Raw genomic sequence first — 18,539 nt, 5'->3', positions numbered from 1 at the left:
AAGCAAAGTGAGAACTGCGACACGCTGCCGCACTGCAGCCCCATTTGCGATCGGGTCCTCCGACTAATTATTTCAAGACGTCAACCGTTCTCATTGGTGAAGCGTTCCGGGTCGCCGCTGCGGCCAAAACAGCATTCCCAAGCCTCGCGCGGTCGGCGAAGACCGCGTCCTGCACGCCCTCGAAGGGGCGTGACGTCAGAAAACCGATTTCACTTGCAAGCCGAATTCAGGCAGGAAACCTCATGACCGACGCGTTCGAACTCCCCAGCACACTGGTCCAAGCCCTTCAGCGCCGAGCGGCCCTGACGCCGGACCGGGTGGCCTTGCGTTTTCTCGCCGAAACCCAGGATCAGGCTGTGGTGCTCAGTTATCGCGAGCTGGATCAGCGGGCGCGGACCATTGCTGGCGCGTTGCAGGCCGAGGCTGCGTTTGGCGATCGCGCAGTGCTGTTGTTTCCCAGCGGCCCGGATTATGTCGCAGCGTTCTTCGGCTGCCTGTACGCCGGTGTGATCGCGGTGCCAGCCTATCCGCCGGAGTCGGCTCGACGTCATCATCAGGAGCGTCTGCTGTCGATCATCAGCGATGCCGAACCGCGTCTGCTGCTGACCAGCGCCGGCCTGCACGATGCGTTGCTGCAAATCGACGGCGCGCCGCCGTTGCTGTGTGTCGATACGCTCGACAGTGCATTGGCCGAACGTTGGGTGGCGCCGAACCTTGCAGACGACCACATCGCGTTCCTGCAATACACCTCCGGCTCCACCGCGTTGCCCAAAGGGGTGCAAGTCAGCCACGGCAACCTGGTGGCCAATGAACTGCTGATTCGCCACGGCTTCGGCATTGATCTGAATCCTGACGACGTGATCGTCAGCTGGTTGCCGCTGTACCACGACATGGGCCTGATTGGCGGTCTGTTGCAGCCGATTTTCAGCGGCGTATCTTGCGTGTTGATGTCGCCGGCGTATTTCCTTGGCCGGCCGTTGCGCTGGCTGGAAGCGATCAGCGAATACGGCGGCACCATCAGCGGCGGGCCGGACTTTGCGTATCGGTTGTGCAGTGAGCGGGTCAGTGAATCGGCCCTGGAACGCCTCGACCTGAGTGGCTGGCGCGTGGCGTACTCCGGCTCCGAGCCAATTCGCCTCGATACGCTGGAACGCTTCGCCGAGAAGTTCGCAGCCTGCGGTTTCACCCAAGACAGTTTCATGGCGTCCTACGGGTTGGCCGAAGCGACGCTGTTCGTGGCCGGCAGCCCTCGCGGTCAGGGCATTGGAAACATGCGCGTGGACGATCAAGTCCTGGCACAAAACCGTGTGGAGTCAGGCGACGGCAACCCGATCATGAGTTGCGGCATCAGTCAGCCGGAGCACGCGGTGCTGATTGTGGGTCCGACAGCGCTCAACGAGTTGGCTGACAACGAGATCGGTGAGGTCTGGGCCGCCGGGCCCAGCATCGCCCGCGGTTACTGGCGCAACCCCGAAGCCAGCGCCAAGACGTTCGTTCAGCACGCCGGCCGTACTTGGCTGCGTACCGGCGACCTGGGTTTTATGCGCAACGGTGAACTGTTTATCACTGGGCGCCTGAAAGACATGTTGATCGTGCGTGGTCACAACCTTTATCCGCAGGACATCGAGCAAACCATCGAACGCGAAGTGGAAATGGTGCGCAAAGGGCGGGTCGCCGCTTTCGCCGTCTACATCGAGGGGCAGGAAGGCATCGGCATCGCGGCGGAAATCAGCCGCAGCGTGCAGAAAATCCTCCCGCCCGACGCCCTGATCAAAGCCATCCGCCAAGCCGTGGCCGAGGCGTATCAAGAAGCGCCGAGCGTGGTGGTGCTGCTCAATCCGGGGGCGCTGCCCAAGACCTCCAGCGGCAAACTGCAACGCTCGGCATGCCGCAATCGCCTGGCGGACGGCAGCCTCGACAGCTATGCGCTGTTCCCGTCGTTGGTCACTGACAGCGAAGGAAAAACCGAATCGGGTTCTGAACTGCAAACCTTGATCGGCCAGATCTGGTGCGAGCAACTTCAGGTCAAACAGATCAGCGCTGACGATCACTTCTTCCTGCTGGGCGGCAATTCCATCGCGGCCACTCAGGTGGTCGCGCGTCTGCGCGAAGAACTTGCTCTGGAGCTGAACCTGCGCCTGCTGTTCGAAGCGCCGACCCTTGGCGCGTTTGCCGCCGTGGTCGCTCAGCAACAGCAGGACGGTGGCCTCGCCCAAGGCACGATCACCCCGCTGTCGCGCACAGAAGCCATGCCCCAATCCCTGGCGCAAAATCGTCTGTGGATTACCTGGCAACTCGACCCGCAGAGCAGCGCCCACAACATTCCCGGCGCCTTGCGCTTGCGCGGCGAGTTGGATGAAGACGCCTTGCGCGCCAGTTTCCAGCAGTTGATCGAGCGTCACGAAGCCCTGCGCACACGGTTCTTCGACCGTGACGGTGTGGCGCTGCAACAGGTCGATGCCGCGAGCGAATTCAACCTGCAACTCATCGATATCAGCGACCTGCCGGTTGCCGAACGGGAAGTCCGTGCGCAGCAAATCCGTGAGGACGAAGCCCGTACTCAATTCGATCTGGAAAAAGGCCCGCTGCTGTGGGTGACCCTGGTGCGCCTCGATGAAGAGGACCATCAACTGTTGGTGACGATGCACCACATCATCGCCGACGGTTGGTCGCTGAACGTGCTGATCGACGAGTTCTCGCGCCTGTACGCCGCAGCGTCCCAAGGACAACAAGCGACGCTCGCGGCATTGCCCACGCAATACGCCGACTACGGCAGCTGGCAGCGCCAATGGCTGGCGCAAGGGGAGGGCGAGCGTCAGCTGGCGTACTGGAAAGCGCAATTGGGCGATGAGCATCCAACCCTGAGCCTGGCCACTGACCATCCGCGCTCGGCGCAACACACTCAGAGTGCTGCCCGCCATTGCGTGAAGCTGGGTGCGACCCTCAGTGATGCCATTCGCCAGACCGCCCAGGCCCATGAATCCACTTCGTTCATGCTGTTGCTCGCCGCGTTCCAGAGCCTGCTGCACCGCTACAGCGGCCAGCGCGACATCCGTATCGGCGTGCCGAACGCCAACCGTCCGCGCCTGGAAACCCAAGGGCTGATCGGCTTCTTCATCAACACCCAGGTGCTACGCGTGGAGTTGCATTCGCAGCTGCCATTCGTGGAGCTGCTGGCGCAAACCCGTCAGGCCGCGTTGGGCGCACAAGCGCATCAGGATCTGCCGTTCGAACAATTGCTCGAAGCCTTCCCGCAAGCCCGCGAACAAGGTTTGTTCCAGGTCATGTTCAACCACCAGCAGCGGGATTTGAGTGCACTGCGTCGCCTGCCTGGGTTGCTGGCCGAAGAGCTGCCGTGGCACAGCCGCGAAGCCAAGTTCGACCTGCAGTTGCACAGCGAGGAAGACCGTAATGGTCGCCTCAGTCTGTCCTTCGACTACGCCAGCGAACTGTTCGACGTGGCGACTATCGAGCGTCTGGCCGAGCATTTCAGCAACCTGCTGCGAGCGATCTGCGAGCAACCGAAAACCGTCATCGGCGACCTGCAACTGCTGACCCCTTCCGAGCTCGAACAGCAAGCAGTGTGGAGCGCCGCACCGTGTACGCCGGCCAACGTTTGGCTGCCGGAACTGCTCAACGAACAGGCTCGCCTGACCCCTGAGCGCACCGCGTTGATGTGGAACGGCGGCGCAATGGACTTCGCCGAACTGCACAGCCAATCCAATCGCCTGGCCCATTACCTGCGCGACAAAGGCGTCGGTCCGGATGTCTGCGTGGCCATTGCCGTCGAGCGTTCGCCGCAGTTGTTGATCGGCCTGCTGGCGATTATCAAGGCCGGTGGCGCCTACGTGCCGCTGGACCCGGACTACCCGGCCGAACGCCTGGCCTACATGCTCAGCGACAGCGGCGTCGAATTGCTGCTGACCCAAACCGAACTGCTTGACCGCCTGCCAACCGCCGACGGCGTCAGCGTGATCGCTATGGACGCCTTGCATCTGGAGAACTGGCCGAGCCAAACGCCGGGCCTGCATTTGCACGGCGACAACCTGGCGTACGTGATTTACACCTCCGGTTCCACTGGCCAGCCGAAGGGCGTCGGCAACACTCACGCCGCCCTCGCCGAGCGGCTGCAATGGATGCAGAACACCTATCGCCTGAACGAAACTGACGTGCTGATGCAAAAGGCGCCGATAAGTTTCGATGTGTCGGTATGGGAATGCTTCTGGCCGCTGATCACAGGTGCACGCTTGCTGATAGCCGGGGCGGGTGAACACCGCGATCCGCATCGCATCGCGCAGCTTGTTCAACAGTACGGCGTGACCACGCTGCACTTCGTACCGCCGCTGTTGGCGCTGTTCATCGACGAACCGCTGACCGCCGAATGCACCAGCCTGCGTCGGGTGTTCTCCGGTGGCGAAGCCTTGCCCGCCGAACTGCGCAACCGCGTGCTGGCACAACTGCCCGCCGTGCAATTGCACAACCGCTACGGCCCGACCGAAACCGCGATCAACGTCACCCATTGGCACTGCACAACGGCCGATGGCGAGCGCTCGCCGATTGGTCGTCCGCTGGGCAATGTGCTGTGTCGCGTGCTCGATGAGGCCCTCAATCCCGTTCCGGCCGGTGTGCCGGGCGAACTGTGCATCAGTGGCCTCGGTTTGGCGCGCGGCTATTTGGGTCGTCCGGGCCTGACCGCCGAACGCTTCGTCGTCGATCCGCTGGGCGAGCAGGGCGCGCGTTTGTACCGCACCGGTGACCGTGCGCGCTGGACCGCTGACGGCGTAATCGAATACCTCGGCCGCCTCGATCAACAGGTCAAACTGCGCGGCTTCCGCGTTGAACCGCAAGAAATCGAAGCACGTCTGCTGGCTCAGGACGGCGTCGCTCAAACCGTGGTGCTGGTGCGCGAAACGGCGGCCGGCGCACAGTTGATCGGTTACTACATCGCCACTGAAACCGGCGAAACCGAAGACGCTCAAACCGCCCGCCTGAAAACTGCACTGGCGTCTGAACTGCCGGAATACATGGTTCCGGCGCAGTTGATGCGTCTGGACGAAATGCCCCTGAGCCCCAGTGGCAAACTCGATCGTCGCGCCTTGCCGGAACCGCAATGGCAAGTCCGCGAACACGTCGAACCGGTCACCGCGCTGGAACAACGCATCGCCGGTATCTGGCGTGAAGTATTAGGACGGGTGCAAATCGGTCTGCGTGACGATTTCTTCGCCCTCGGCGGCCACTCGCTGCTGGCCACGCAAATCATTTCCCGCACCCGTCAGGCCTGCGACGTCGAGTTGCCGCTGCGCACGCTGTTCGAAAACAGCGAGCTGGGCGCGTTTGCCGAACAGGTTCAACTGATCCAGGCCAGTGGCAACACCAATCTGCAGCCGCCCATCGAGAAAGTCGACCGCAGCCAACCGGTGCCGTTGTCCTATTCCCAGCAGCGCATGTGGTTCCTCTGGCAGATGGAACCGGACAGCCCGGCCTATAACGTCGGCGGCATGGCGCGGCTGCGCGGGGTACTCGATGTCGGGCGCTTCGAAGCCGCGCTGCAAGCACTGATCATGCGCCACGAAACCTTGCGCACCACGTTCCCGAGCATCGACGGCGTGGCCCGGCAACGGGTTCACCCGGACACCGGGATGCGCATGGACTGGAAGGACTTCTGCGCGCTCGACGTTGATAGCCGCGAACAGCGCGTCCAGCAACTGGCCGACGACGAGGCGCATCAACCGTTCGATCTGGAAACCGGACCGCTGCTGCGCGCCTGTATGGTCAAGACCGCCGAGCAGGAACACTACCTGGTGCTGACCCTGCACCACATCGTCACCGAAGGCTGGGCGATGGACATTTTCGCTCGGGAACTGAGTGCGCTCTACGAAGCCTTTGTCGATGACCGCGAATCGCCGCTGCAACCGCTGCCGGTGCACTACCTGGATTACAGCGTCTGGCAGCGTCAGTGGCTGGAGTCTGGCGAACGTCAGCGCCAACTCGATTACTGGACCACACAACTGGGGCGTGAACATCCGCTGCTGGAATTGCCCGCCGACCGTCCACGTCCGCCCGTGCAAAGTCATCAGGGCGAGCTGTTCCGTTTCGACCTGAGCGATGACCTTGCCGCCCGGGTACGCGCCTTCAATGCACACCACGGTCTGACCCTGTTCATGACCATGACCGCCGCGCTGGCCGTGCTGCTTTATCGCTACAGCGGCCAGACCGATCTGCGCATCGGTGCGCCGGTGGCCAACCGGATTCGCCCGGAAAGCGAGGGGCTGATCGGTGCGTTCCTCAACACCCAGGTGCTGCGTTGCCAGCTCGACGGGCAAATGTCCGTGGGTGAGTTGTTCGAGCAGGTTCGCCACACCGTGATCGAAGGCCAGTCCCATCAAGACTTGCCGTTCGATCACTTGGTTGAAGCCTTGCAGCCACCGCGCAGCGCCGCCTACAACCCGCTGTTCCAAGTGATGTGCAACGTGCAGCGCTGGGAATTCCAGCAGAGCCGCACACTGGCCGGCATGACCGTCGAGTACCTGGCCAACGATGCGCGAGCGACCAAGTTCGACCTCAACCTGGAAGTCACCGACCTCAACCATCGCCTGGGTTGCTGCCTGACCTACAGCACTGATCTGTTCGATGAACCACGCATTGCGCGGATGGCCGGGCATTGGCGCAACCTGCTGGAAGCGCTGCTGGCCGATCCGCAACAGCGCCTCAGTGAGTTGCCATTGCTGGACGCCACCGAACAGCAAAACCTGCTCGACAGCCTCGGCGTCGAGCCGGGCGAACATCGACTCGACCAGTGCATTCATCACCTGTTCAGCGAGCAGGCCCTGATCCGCAAAGATGCACCCGCACTGACGTTCGCCGGGCAAACCCTGAGCTACGCCGAACTCGACAGTCGCGCCAATCGCCTGGCCTGGATGCTCCGCGAGCGTGGGGTTGGGCCGCAGATTCGGGTCGGTCTGGCGCTTGAGCGGTCGCTGGAAATGGTCGTCGGCCTGCTGGCGATTCTCAAGGCGGGCGGCGCCTACGTACCGCTGGACCCGGAATACCCGCTGGACCGTTTGCACTACATGATCGAAGACAGCGGCATCGGTTTGCTGCTCAGCGATGCGGCGATGTTCAAAGCCCTTGGTGAATTGCCGTCGACCGTGGCCCGCTGGTGCCTCGAAGAAGACGCCGCCGAACTGGCCAATTACCCATTCACCGAGCTGCCGTTTATCAGCCTGCCGCAACATCAGGCGTACCTGATTTACACCTCGGGCTCTACCGGCAAACCAAAAGGTGTGGTGGTGTCCCACGGCGAAATCGCCATGCATTGCCGCGCCGTGATCGAGCGCTTCGGCATGCGCCCGGACGACTGCGAGCTGCATTTCTATTCAATCAACTTCGACGCCGCGACCGAGCGTTTGCTGGTGCCGCTGTTGAGTGGGGCGCAAGTCGTTCTGCGTGCGCAAGGCCAGTGGGACGCGGAAGAAATCTGCGGTCTGATTCGTCGTCACAACATCAATATCCTCGGCTTCACCCCAAGCTACGGCAGCCAATTGGCGCAGTGGCTGGCGACTCAGGGCGAGACATTACCGGTGCGGATGTGCATCACCGGCGGTGAAGCCTTGACCGGCGAACACTTGGCGCGAATTCGCGCAGCGTTCAAGCCGAGTCTGTTTTTCAATGCCTATGGTCCAACCGAAACCGTGGTCATGCCGCTGGCGAGCCTCGCCCCCGAGCAGCTTGAAGAGGGAATGGGCAGTGTGCCGATCGGTAGCCTGATTGGCGCTCGCGTGGCGTACATCCTTGATGCCGATCTGGCGTTGGTGCCGCAAGGCGCGACCGGCGAGTTGTACGTCGGCGGTGCCGGTCTGGCGCAGGGTTATCACCAGCGTCCGGGTATGACGGCGGAGAGGTTTGTTGCCGATCCTTTTGCCGCCAATGGCGGGCGTCTGTACCGCACCGGCGATCGGGTGCGTCAGCGCGACGATGGTCTGGTGGAGTACCTCGGGCGCATAGACCATCAAGTGAAAATTCGTGGATTCCGCATCGAACTGGGCGAGATCGAAACCCGTCTGCTAGAGCATGAATCCGTGCGTGAGGCCGTGGTTTTGGCCCTTGATGCACCGAGCGGAAAACAACTCGTCGGCTATCTGGTGACCGACGTTGCCGAGCAGGACGAAACCCTACAAGCCTCACTGCGCGAAGTCCTGAAGAATCATCTCAAATCCCAGTTGCCGGATTACATGGTGCCGACGCACTTGATCTTGCTGGCCAGCATGCCGCTGACCGCCAACGGCAAACTCGACCGCCGCGCATTGCCAGCGCCGGACCCGGAGCTGAACCGTCAGCACTACGTGGCGCCGAGCAATGAGCTTGAACTGACGTTGGCCGCGATCTGGTGCGAAGTGCTGAACGTCGAACAAGTCGGCCTCAACGACAACTTCTTCGAACTGGGGGGCGACTCGATTCTGTCGATCCAGGTGGTCAGCCGTGCACGCCAACAAGGCATTCATTTCAGCCCGCGCGACCTGTTCCAGCACCAGACGGTACAGACCCTGGTCGCCGTGGCGACCCGCACCGAGCAGGTCAAGGCCGAGCAAGGTTTGCTGACCGGCGAATCGCGGTTCACGCCGATCCAGCACTGGTTCTTCGACACCGATATCCCCCAGCGCCAACACTGGAACCAGGTATTGCTGCTGGAACCCACCGTGGTGCTGGAACCCCATCGCCTCGAGCAAGCATTGCTGGCGGTGATCGAACAGCACGACGCCTTGCGTTTGCGTTTCACCGACGTCGCAGGTCAATGGCAGGCCGAGCACCACGCGATTTCCGATGCGCCGGTGCTGTGGCAAGTGCGCGTTGCGGCCATGGACAAATGCGCGGCACTGTTCGCCGATGCCCAGCGCAGCCTCAACCTCGAAGAGGGACCGCTGATGCGGGCGCTGCTGGTCGACGGGCCCGAGGGCCAACAACGGCTGTTTATTGCCATTCACCACTTGGTGGTGGACGGCGTTTCCTGGCGGGTGCTGCTGGACGACCTGCAAACGGTGTATCGCCAACTGGACGCGGGGCAGTCGGCAAAACTGCCGGCGAAAACCAGTGCCTTCAAGGACTGGGCCGAGCGCTTGCAGGCGTATGCCGGCAGCGAATCCCTGCGTGAAGAACTGAGCGGGTGGCAGGCGCAACTGGCCGGTGAAAGCGTCGAGTTGCCGTGTGATCGACCCGAGGGTGGCCGGCAGAATCGTCATGCACAAACCGTCAGTGTGCGTCTCGACAGCGAGCGCACCCGACAATTGTTGCAGCAAGCGCCGAGTGCCTATCGCACCCAGGTCAACGACTTGCTGTTGACCGCATTGGCGCGCGTGCTGTGCCGCTGGAGTGGTCACGCGTCGGCGTTGATTCAACTTGAGGGCCATGGCCGTGAAACGCTGTTCGACGAAATCGACCTGACGCGAACCGTCGGCTGGTTCACCAGTGCCTATCCGTTGCGGCTGATGCCAGCGGACGGGCAGGGCGCCTCGATCAAGGCGATCAAGGAACAACTGCGTGCGGTGCCGCACAAAGGCCTGGGTTATGGCGTGTTGCGTTATCTGGCCGAGGACCTGTGCCGTCAAAGCATGGCGGCCTTGCCGGTGGCGCCGATCACCTTTAACTACCTCGGTCAGTTCGACCAGAGCTTTGGCGCGGACGCCTTGTTCCGTCCTCTCGATGAAGCGGTCGGCGCAGCCCATGATCCTCGCGCGCCGCTGCCCAATGAGCTGAGCGTCGACAGTCAGGTCTATGGCGGTGAGCTCGTGTTGCGTTGGACCTTCAGCGCCGAACGCCACGATGTGCAGACCATCACCGATCTGGCAGACGCTTACCTCAGCGAATTGCACAGCCTGATCGAGCATTGCCTGCACGACGACGCGGGAGGCCTGACGCCGTCGGACTTCCCGTTGGCGAAACTGACCCAACCGCAACTCGACGCGCTGCCCATCCCGGCCGCGGCTATCGAAGACGTCTACCCGCTGACCCCGATGCAGGAAGGCATGCTGCTGCACACCTTGCTGGAGCCGGGCACCGGCCTCTACTACATGCAGGATCGCTACCGCATCAACAGCGAGCTCGACCCGCAGCGTTTCACCCAGGCCTGGCAAGCGGTGATCGCCCGTCACGAAGCCCTGCGCGCATCGTTCTGCTGGAACGTCGGCGAAGACATGCTGCAAGTTATCCACAAGCCGGGCAGCACGCCAATCGAGTATCTGGACTGGACCGCAATCGCCGAAGCCGAGCAGGAGTCGGCGTTGCAGGCGTTGCTTAAAAGCGAGCGTGAGGCCGGGTTCGATCTGCTCAATCAGGCACCGTTCCACTTGCGACTGATCCGGGTGGGCGCAGCGCGCTACTGGTTCATGATGAGCAACCACCACATCCTCATCGATGCCTGGTGCCGTTCGCTGCTGATGAACGATTTCTTCGAAATCTACACCGCACTGGGCGAAGGTCGAGACGCGCAGCTGGCCTTGCCACCGCGCTATCGCGACTACATCGGCTGGCTGCAGCGCCAGAGCCTGGCCGAGGCGCGGCAGTGGTGGAAAACCAACCTGCAAGGCTTCGAGCGGACCACGCCGATTCCGAGCGACCGGCCGTTCCTGCGTGAACATGCCGGTGAAAGCGGCGGCATGATCGTCGGCGACCGCTACACAAGGCTGGATGCCCGTGACGGTGCGCAACTGCGCGAACTGGCCCAGGCGCATCAACTGACCATCAACACCTTTGCTCAAGCGGCGTGGGCGCTGGTGCTGCGACGTTTGAGCGGTGATCGCGACGTGCTGTTCGGCGTCACGGTGGCTGGTCGTCCGGTGGAAATGCCAGCGATGCAGCGCACCGTCGGGCTGTTCATCAACAGCGTCGCGCTGCGGGTGAAAATGCCCGAAGACGATCAGCGTTGCAGCGTTCGTCAATGGCTCAGTGGCTTGCTCGACTGCAACATGCAGCTGCGCGAGTACGAATACCTGCCGCTGGTGAGCATTCAGGAAAACAGCGAACTGCCCAAGGGCCAGCCGTTGTTTGACAGCCTGTTCGTGTTCGAAAACGCTCCGGTGGAAGTCTCGGTGCTGGACCGTGCGCAGAGCCTCAACGCGACGTCTGATTCGGGTCGAACCCACACCAACTTCCCGCTGACGGCGGTCTGCTATCCGGGCGATGACCTGGGCTTGCACCTGTCTTACGACCAGCGTTACTTCGATGAATCGACCGTCGAACGCATGCTCGGCGAGTTCAAGCGGTTGCTGCTGGCGCTGGTCGAAGGTTTCCATGACGACATGGCTGACTTGCCGCTGCTGGGGCCCGAAGAGCAGGACTTCCTGATCCATGGCTGCAATCAGAGTGAACACGACTATCCGCTGGAGCAGAGCTACGTCGCGTTGTTCGAAGCTCAGGTCGCGCAACATCCACAACGGATTGCCGCGAGTTGCCTCGACAAGTTGCACAGCTACGTTGAGCTGAACCAGCGCAGTAACCGTCTCGGCCATGCGCTGATTGCGGCAGGCGTCGGGCTGGATCAACCGGTGGCATTGCTGGCTGAACGTAACCTCGATCTGCTGGGCATGATCATCGGCAGCTTCAAGGCGGGCGCCGGTTACTTGCCGCTGGACCCGGGCCTGCCGAGTCAGCGTCTGAGCCGGATCATTGACCTGAGCCGCACGCCGTTGCTGGTTTGCACTGAGGCCTGTCGTGAACAAGCTGTCGCGCTACTGGAACAGTTCAGTTGCGCCAATCGGCCGAAGTTGCTGGTGTGGGAAGAGGTGCAGGCGAGCGATGTTTCGGTGGTCAATCCGGGTGTCTACAGTGGTCCGGACAACCTCGCCTACGTGATCTACACCTCGGGTTCCACCGGTCTGCCGAAGGGCGTGATGGTCGAGCAGCGCGGCATGCTCAACAATCAGTTGAGCAAGGTGCCGTATCTGAACCTGAACGCCGCCGACGTGATCGCTCAAACCGCCTCGCAAAGTTTCGACATTTCGGTCTGGCAGTTCCTCGCCGCACCGCTGTTCGGCGCTCGAGTGGACATCGTGCCGAACACCATCGCCCATGATCCGCAGGGTTTGCTGGCGCATGTGTCGGCCCAGGGCATTACCGTGCTGGAAAGCGTGCCGTCGCTGATCCAGGGCATGCTTGCCCAGGAACGCATGAGCCTCGACGGCTTGCGCTGGATGCTGCCGACCGGTGAGGCAATGCCGCCGGAACTGGCGCACCAGTGGTTGCTGCGCTACCCGCAGATCGGTCTGGTGAATGCCTACGGTCCGGCGGAATGCTCGGATGACGTGGCGTTCTTCCGTGTGGACATGGCGTCGACGCGTGGCAGCTATTTGCCGATCGGTACGCCGACCGACAACAACCGTTTGTACCTGCTCGATGGCGCGCTGGAACTGGTGCCGCTGGGTGCGGTGGGTGAGTTGTGTGTCGCCGGCACCGGTGTCGGGCGCGGATATGTGAGCGATCCGCTGCGCACCGCGCAGGTGTTTGTGCCGAATCCGTTTGGTGAACCGGGTGATCGTCTGTATCGCACCGGCGACCTGGCCCGTCGGCGCAGTGACGGCGTGCTGGAATATGTCGGGCGTATCGACCATCAAGTGAAGATCCGCGGTTATCGCATTGAACTGGGTGAAATCGAGGCGCGTCTGCATGAGCAACCGGAAGTGCGCGAAGCGGCGGTGGGTGTGCAGGAAGGGGTCAACGGCAAGCATCTGGTCGGCTATTTGGTAGCGGCTGATTCTTCAATCAATCCAACCGAGCGGCTGGAACGCATCAAGCAACGGCTGCGTGCCGAGCTGCCGGAATACATGGTGCCGCTGCACTGGCTATGGCTGGATCGCATGCCGCTCAACGCCAACGGCAAGCTTGATCGCAAGGCTCTGCCGGTGCTGGAGATCGGTCAGTTGCAGAGTCAGGACTACCAGGCGCCGCGCAATGAACTGGAGCAGACCCTGGTCGATATCTGGGCCGAGGTGCTGAAGGTCGAGAAGGTCGGTATTCGCGACAACTTCTTCGAGCTGGGCGGGCATTCGCTGCTGGCGACGCAGATCGCTTCGCGGGTGCAGAAAGCCCTGCAACGTGATGTGCCGCTGCGGGCGATGTTCGAATGCAGCACGGTGGCTGAGTTGGCTGAATACATCGGTGGGCTGGCGGCGAGCGATATCACCGAGGAGAAGGTGGATCGTCTGAATGACTTGATGGCGGAACTGGAAGGGCTTTAAACATCAAAAGATCGCAGGCTTCGCCAGCTCCTACACAGGCTAGGCATACACTTGTAGGAGCTGCCGCAGGCTGCGATCTTTTGATCTTCAATCCGGTTGACTGCCGAGCACATGCGGCTCAGGCTGCCTGTGCTTTTTTGGGTGGATCGCAATTCACAAAGGAGACAGTCGATGCCCTTCGCAACAATAGACGGAGAATCACTTCACTACCTTGATCAAGGCACTGGCCCGGCCGTTCTGCTGGCCGGCAGTTATCTGTGGGACCAGGCCATGTGGGCGCCGCAGATTTCCGCGTTGTCGCAACACTACCGGGTGATTGCTCTGGACTTGTGGGGCCACGGTGAATCCGGACCGCTACCCCAAGGCACGAAATCGCTGGATGACATCGCACGCCAGGCACTGGCGTTGCTCGATCATCTGGACATCGACCGTGTCACGCTGGTCGGTCTCTCGGTCGGCGGCATGTGGGGCGTGCGTCTGGCGCTATCGGCGCCGCAGCGGATCAATGGTCTGGTGCTGATGGACACTTACGTCGGCGTCGAACCGGAACCGACTCGCCACTACTATTTCTCGCTGTTCAAACAGATCGAAGACACCGGCATGATCGCGCCGCAGCTACTCGATATCGTGGTGCCGATCTTCTTCCGTCCGGGCATCGATCCGCAGTCGGCGCTGTATCAGGAGTTCCGAGCCAAGCTGGCTGCATTGCCGCCCGAGCGTCTGCGTGAAAGCATCGTGCCGATGGGGCGGATTACGTTTGGGCGTGATGATCTGTTGCCGCGACTGGGCGAGTTGAATCCTGAAACCACGCTGGTGATGTGTGGTGACCAGGACAAACCGCGACCGCCATCGGAGACGCGGGAGATGGCCGAGTTAATCGGTTGCCCATCTGTGCTGGTGCCGGGGGCGGGGCATATCTCCAATCTGGAGAATCCGCAGTTTGTCACCGAGGTGCTGCTGAAATTCCTGGCCCAGAGAACTTAGTCGCTCTTACCGGCCCCTTCGCTCGCGAAGGGGCCGGTGAGGTCACTTAGGCCCGAGAATCTTCACCAACTTGTCCGGCGAAGGCGCGCCTTGCTGTTGTTGCAGCTCGCCCTTGTCGTCCATGTAGAAAATCGCCGGGGTGGCCTGCAGCTCCAGGTCTTCCATCAGCCGCATGTTCGCCGCCAGTTTCGCCTGAATTGCCGGTGGCACGTCTTTCAGGGCTTTTAGCGAACTGTTCTTGCCTGACTTTTCATGGTTTTCCAGCGCTTTCTGCGGATCCTTGGCGGCCAGCAGTGCAGCCGATTTCCCCGGACTGTCTTCGCGAATGATGCCGACCATGATGTGCCGCAGCTGCACCTTGCCCGCCTTTACCCATGGCCGCGCCTGTTCCCAGAACACGTTGCAATAAGGGCAATTCGGATCACTGAACAGGTACACGACCCGCGGTGCATCTTTCTTCCCGTCACCGATCCAGTTGCTGGCTTCCATCTTGCCCCAGACTTCCTTGGACATCGGTGCGTAAACCAGCTTCTGCAACGGCGCGCTGCTCAGGTCGTTGCCGTCGGCGTCGTACAGATTGCCGAGCAGCACGTGCTTGCCATCCGGGGTCAGGTACAGCGCTATGCCACGGTTCTGGTACTGCGCCGCATAACCGCGCAAGCCATCGGGTGCGTCGAATTGGCCGACGATTTTCGCGCCCTTGGATTCGATTTTCTTGATCGCTTCGGGTAATTCTTCGGCGGCCTGCACCGACGGTAGATGCAGCAGGGCGGCGCCCAGGGTCAACGTCAGCAGGTGGCGGAGGCGGGGCATGGCAATTTCCTTGAAGAGGTGGCCGGTACGGCAGGATTCGGGGTGTCGAAGTTTTCCAGGGCGCGGGCCAGGCTGGCTTCCGACAGCTCACCCAGATGGCTGCCCAGCAGGCGACCGTCGGGGCTATAGAACAGCGTAGTCGGCAACGCCATGGAGCCGACGGCCTGACCCAATCGGCCACTGCCGTCAAAAAGTACGTTGGACAGGCTCAGGCCCTGGGTTTCCAGGAAAGTACTGACACTTTGCATGCTTTCAGCCTGATTGACGAACAGGAACGTCAGGTCCGGGCGGTGTTGCTGGGCGTTTTCCAGCACCGGCATTTCCCGACGGCACGGCGGACACCAGGTGGCCCAGAGATTGATCACCAACGGGCCGCCCTTGTAATCGGCCAGTTGCACGGTTTCACCGGCGGCATTGCGCAGGGTAATTTCCGGCAGGCGTGTGCCTTGTTCATAAATGGTCAGGGAGAAGGTCGCCAGCAGCCAGAACGCCAGGCCGCTGGCCACGCCAAAGCCCAACGGCCGGCGCAAGCCCGGACGACGCCAGCCTCGATACAACGCGGCGAGCAGCAGCACGATCACACCCGGCCAGGCGAGGAAACCGCCGTCGCGCAGGTCGATGATCTGCCAGGGATCATCGCGATAATGGGTCCAGTAAACGGCTACGAAACCGACCCGGGCGGCCAGCATACCCAGCAGGAACAGGCTGAACAGCACCGACTCCGGATTCTCGCCGCCGCGCTTGGCCACCCGCCAGCCGACAAACGTCGCCAGCGCCAGGGCACTGATCAGCAGCAGGTGGTTAAGCGCGATGGCAAACGTGCCGAGGGTAAAAGTCAGCATTAACGGGCGTCTCGGGTAGTGGTCCAGCGTTGCAGGAAGGTGTCGGCATCGACCTCGCCAGTGATGCGCTGGCTACGACGTTCTTCGCCGTCGGCGCCGATCCACAAAAAACTCGGCGGCCCCGGCACTTTATAACGGCCAAGCAGTTCGCGGCTGGCGGCATTGTCGGCGGTGACGTCCAGCCGTAGCAAGCGCACATCGCTCAAGGCTTCCAGTACGCGAGCTTTGCCGAACACCTGTTTTTCCATGACCTTGCACGACACGCACCAGTCGGCGTAGTAGTCCAGCAGCACCCATTGGCCTTGAGCCTGTGCCGCGTCGAGCTCCCGTTGCAGAGCTGCCGGGTCCTTGATCGTGGTGAATGCGTCGTGGCCGACCGGGCGGGCGACATTGCTCGCATTTGCAGCGCTATAGACCTGCAGCGGTTTCAACAGGTCATCACTGCCGCCCGCTGCACCGATCATCAACAGACTGCCCCAAACGCCGAGCAACAATGAGCTGGCACCGAACAGATGCGCGACGCGACCGAAACCTTCCGACTGTTTCCAGGCGCAGTAGGCGGCAATCAGCAACAAAGCACCACACAGGCCGATCCACAGCGATTCATCCAGCACCGGTCGCAGCATCAGCAACGCGGTGGCGAGGAACAGGAAACCGAACACGCCTTTGAGCAGGTTCATCCACGCGCCGGGTTTAGGCAGGAAGCGATTGCCGACGGTCACCAACAACATCAGCGGCACACCGATGCCAATGCCCATGGCGAATAGAATCAACCCGCCGTGCAGCGCATTGCCGCTTTGCGCGATGTAGAGCAGGGCGCCCGCCAGAGGAGCGGTCATGCATGGACCGACCAGCAGACCGGACAACGCGCCCAGCGCACCGGCGCCGATCAGGCTGCCACCGCGCTGATTGCGTGAGACATTCTCCAGCCGATCCCGCACCGCCACCGGTAGTTGCAGTTCGAAGAAGCCAAACATCGGCAGGGCCAACAGCACGAACACCGCGGCGAAACTGCCCAGTAACCAAGGATTTTGCAACAGCGCTTGCAGGTTCGCCCCGAGCAGCGCGGCCAGCACGCCCATCGCCGCATACACCAGCGCCATGCTCACGACATAGCTGGCGGCCAAGGCGAAACCGCGCTTGGGCGTGGCGCCACTGCCGACGATCAAACCGCCCAGAATCGGCAGCATCGGTAGCGAGCAAGGCGTGAAGGCCAGCAGCAGCCCCAGACCGAAGAACACCAGCAAGCTCCAACCCAGCGCCCGCTGTTGCAGGTCGCTGGCCAAGGCTTGGTCCGGCGCTTCGTTTGTCGCCGCGGTAGTCGATTTGCCGCCCAGATCCACCACCTGAGTTTGCGGTGGATAACACAAACCGGCATCGGCACAGCCCTGGAAGCCCACTTTGATTTGACCCGTGGCACCTGCCGGGATCTTCAATTCCAGGCCTTGGCGATAGACCTGCTGTTCGCCGAAGAACTCGTCGCTGTGCGCTTCGCCATCAGGCAATGCAGGCTTGTGTTCCGCGGGCAAGCCATCGAATTTCAGGCGTTGCTGGTAAAGGTAATAACCGTCGGCGATCTGCCAATAGAGCTGGGTTTCACCGGAATCAAGGCGTTCGGAGGTGAAGATGAACGCTTTGCCGACGGGTAGAAAATCGGGTTGGGTCTCGAACGGATTGGTCCCTGCCTGGGCCAGGCCCGAGATCAGCAGAACAAAAAATAGAAACAGTCGACGCATGGGTAAGCCTTGTCCCTGTGCAAGTGAGGTGCACAATGGGCGGCGGCGATTAACCGATGATTAACCGCGCAACCGGACGTCGCTGAATCCTCAGTCCCTCAACAGTCCGGGCCAATTATCATCATTGATTTTTTTCGGGCCGGTCTCTGCTTTATTATCTTTCAGGTTATATCTGATGTATTCGTTGTTGGTGAGAAAGATATAGTAATAAGTGTCAATCAGAGGTCCGTCATTTTGCACTGCGCCTATGATTCGGTTTTTATACGGCGCCAATCCAGGCCAGGATTCAGGCGTTATTGGCAGCCGTGATATTTTGTTTGTCGTGTAGTTAAATACGATGTAGTGACCGTCATTTGTCAAGAAACGGAATACGTTTTTTGGCGCAAAGGTATCCCACCAGGTGCCCGCGACAATACTGTCAAAGTAAGGGGTTAGTGAACGCCATATCGAATCTTCAAGGCGATAATTTGCAACGGGTTTGTCAAGGTCCTGGTCGTACTTCCAGACCATGGGCGTATTGTTGGTTTTATGAAATAGCCATAAGATGTCATCTCCCCCACCCCATGTACCTCCGAGCGCACTGGACGCGAATCCGAATCGCAGATTTTTTAGGGAAGCATGAACGGCTCCCCAGTTATCGAATGTAATATCGGCAGGATATCCCGTTTCCACCGTGTTGGAGGCAATATCAAATCGAGAGTATTTGTTAGTGTCTTTGAAGAAGAAGTAAATTTTATCGTTGCTTGCGCGCCAATCAACGGCCACAAAATTTTTGAGTATTTGCATGATCTGATTCCTTTCAGTTTGTTGAGTTGTTTATGTCTTCAGGGTTGGCGGATGTTGGCCTGGTGTGGAGATTATCTTACTTATAATTCTTTCGGGGTTAGAGCGGTTTATTGTTATTGTGTGTTTCTCGTTGGAGCGGGTAATGAGCTTTA

At 61.0% G+C, this 18,539-nt stretch carries 6 protein-coding genes; 2 read left to right on the top strand and 4 right to left on the bottom strand.

The features are described 5' to 3' along the window. The first annotated feature begins 242 nt into the window (after positions 1–242). Positions 243–13,226 carry a non-ribosomal peptide synthetase gene (locus tag ACYZTX_RS22130; RefSeq protein ID WP_462035846.1) on the top strand — a complete coding sequence of 4,328 codons (12,984 nt, stop codon included), beginning with the start codon at positions 243–245 and terminating at the stop codon, positions 13,224–13,226. Positions 13,227–13,397: 171 nt separating this feature from the next. Continuing rightward, entirely contained in the window at positions 13,398–14,210 is an 813-nt protein-coding gene (locus tag ACYZTX_RS22125) for an alpha/beta fold hydrolase (protein WP_462035845.1), read from the top strand. 42 nt (positions 14,211–14,252) lie between these two features. Here ACYZTX_RS22125 and dsbG read toward each other — a convergent pair whose 3' ends face one another. The 4 genes from dsbG to ACYZTX_RS22105 form a co-directional block, all read right to left on the bottom strand. Next, positions 14,253–15,023 carry a thiol:disulfide interchange protein DsbG gene (gene dsbG / locus ACYZTX_RS22120; protein ID WP_462035844.1) on the bottom strand — a complete coding sequence of 257 codons (771 nt, stop codon included), beginning with the start codon at positions 15,021–15,023 and terminating at the stop codon, positions 14,253–14,255. Continuing rightward, positions 14,999–15,865: a TlpA family protein disulfide reductase gene (locus tag ACYZTX_RS22115; protein WP_462035843.1), complete on the bottom strand. Its 867-nt coding sequence runs from the start codon at positions 15,863–15,865 to the stop codon at positions 14,999–15,001. Before ACYZTX_RS22115 ends, dsbG begins: the two co-directional genes overlap by 25 nt. Beyond that, positions 15,865–17,601, bottom strand: a complete 1,737-nt coding sequence (dsbD, locus tag ACYZTX_RS22110; RefSeq protein ID WP_462035842.1) for a protein-disulfide reductase DsbD — start codon at positions 17,599–17,601, stop codon at positions 15,865–15,867. Before dsbD ends, ACYZTX_RS22115 begins: the two co-directional genes overlap by 1 nt. Before the next feature lie 90 nt (positions 17,602–17,691). Next, positions 17,692–18,387, bottom strand: a complete 696-nt coding sequence (locus ACYZTX_RS22105) for a hypothetical protein (protein ID WP_462035841.1) — start codon at positions 18,385–18,387, stop codon at positions 17,692–17,694. Between the last annotated feature and the right edge of the window lie 152 nt (positions 18,388–18,539).

Source organism: Pseudomonas sp. MDT1-17 (genome assembly GCF_054898105.1).
The sequence above is the reverse complement of the archived record's forward strand: the minus strand, read 5'-3'. Positions and strand labels throughout refer to the sequence as shown.

What these genes read in the sequence shown, in the direction of transcription:
- dsbG (WP_462035844.1), bottom strand. Translation starts at nt 15,023, where the DNA reads ATGCCCCGCCTCCGCCACCTGCTGACGTTGACCCTGGGCGCCGCCCTG.
- ACYZTX_RS22130 (WP_462035846.1), top strand. Translation starts at nt 243, where the DNA reads ATGACCGACGCGTTCGAACTCCCCAGCACACTGGTCCAAGCCCTTCAG.
- ACYZTX_RS22115 (WP_462035843.1), bottom strand. Translation starts at nt 15,865, where the DNA reads ATGCTGACTTTTACCCTCGGCACGTTTGCCATCGCGCTTAACCACCTG.
- dsbD (WP_462035842.1), bottom strand. Translation starts at nt 17,601, where the DNA reads ATGCGTCGACTGTTTCTATTTTTTGTTCTGCTGATCTCGGGCCTGGCC.
- ACYZTX_RS22105 (WP_462035841.1), bottom strand. Translation starts at nt 18,387, where the DNA reads ATGCAAATACTCAAAAATTTTGTGGCCGTTGATTGGCGCGCAAGCAAC.
- ACYZTX_RS22125 (WP_462035845.1), top strand. Translation starts at nt 13,398, where the DNA reads ATGCCCTTCGCAACAATAGACGGAGAATCACTTCACTACCTTGATCAA.